The sequence below is a fragment of the Candidatus Symbiopectobacterium sp. NZEC135 genome, assembly GCF_025962695.1.
Genome location: NZ_JAGFPF010000428.1, coordinates 1 through 1,463, shown reverse-complemented (window position 1 = coordinate 1,463; position 1,463 = coordinate 1). Strand labels below are relative to the sequence as shown.

At 52.6% G+C, this 1,463-nt stretch carries 2 protein-coding genes; one reads left to right on the top strand and one right to left on the bottom strand.

What is annotated here, in order from left to right; translation table 11 throughout:
• Positions 1-483: LysE family translocator (locus J5224_RS27545; protein WP_264628319.1), on the bottom strand; the 483-nt coding region annotated here is incomplete at its 3' end.
• Between the two features lie 66 nt (positions 484-549).
• Here J5224_RS27545 and J5224_RS27540 point away from each other — a divergent pair.
• Positions 550-1,463: LysR family transcriptional regulator (locus J5224_RS27540; protein ID WP_264628318.1), on the top strand; the 914-nt coding region annotated here is incomplete at its 3' end.

Genomic DNA, 1,463 nt, shown 5'->3' with positions numbered 1-1,463 from the left:
ACAAAACCATGAGATGTGCGCTACCGAGATAAAAATGCCGTAACCGATTTGTACCGCCAACGGTGTCTGCGGGCTGACCACCTGCATAAACAGGCTGACGATGAATATCGTTGTTTTCGGGTTTAGTACATTGGTGAGAAAGCCGGTGCGTAGCGCTACCCCATCGGAAACGGAGGCGATGCCGGTATCGGACTGGGTGCGGGTGGGTTTGGTGCGCAACATTTTCACCCCGAGCCAGATAAGGTATGCCGCGCCAATCAGTTTGATAATATTGAACAACCACAGTGATTGCTGAATGATCAACCCGATGCCTATCAGGGTATAGCTCATATGCACCAGAATACCGCCACCGATCCCGACAGCCGTTAAGATTCCCGCCCGGCGCGACAGCATCAGACTATTGCGTGTCACCATGGCAAAATCAGGCCCTGGGCTGATAACGGCAAACAGTGTTATTGTGAATACTGCGAGATACTCGATCATAGATAACCTTTTGAACATCAAATTAGATATCAATATGCTATGCAAACCCCATAGGGATAACTAACGATGATTTCTGACAGCAATGGTGAGTTAGACTCACGATTAGAGGTAAATCAAACCCGCCTCCCTTCACTGATAGCGTTGCGCTGTTTTGAAGCCGCAGCACGGTTTGAGAACTTCACGCGCGCAGCCGAGGCGTTACACCTTACGCACGGTGCGATCAGTCGTGCGGTGCGTATGCTGGAGGATGATTTAGGGGTTGCGCTGTTTGAAAGACGCAGTCGCCGGGTTTTTCTGACGCAAGCAGGCCGCACGCTAGCGCAGGCGGTTCATGAAGGGCTGACGGTCATGCAGCGTGCCACCAGTGAATTGCGTGCCAGCGCGCGCCAGCAAAGGCGCTGGGTGGTGTCATGTGAACCCACATTGCTGATGCGTTGGCTTATCCCCCGTTGGCCCGCGTTTCAGGCAAAACATCCGGATCGGGATATTCATTTGGTTGCTGGCGGAGGCGCATTTTCATTTAATGCTGGCATTGATTTGGCGATTCGGCGCGATGATTTCCCGTTACCTGACGGCTACCATGCAGAACACCTGTTCAGTGAGAAAGTTGGGCCGGTTTGCCGGCCTGATAACGTGGTTGACTGGTTTTCTCCCGGTGAAAACGGGTTGTCATTGCGAACCACCGCGCCACGGTTACACAGCCGCACGCGCTTAAGCGCCTGGCAAACGTGGAGTGCGGTAACCCAACACCCACTTAATGACAGTAATGGGCAAACGTTTGAACACTTTTATTTCAGTTTACAGGCTGCCGTTGGCGGATTAGGGGTTGCCATTGGGCCCTGGCAATTGGTCAGAGATGATATTGCCAGTGGCGTTCTGGCGGCACCGCTGGGATTTGTCGAAGAGGGTTCCTGTTACTGTTTGTTGTCGCCCTCCCCTTTATTCCCTGATACTTTTCAGGCAGATTTGTTGGCCTGGTT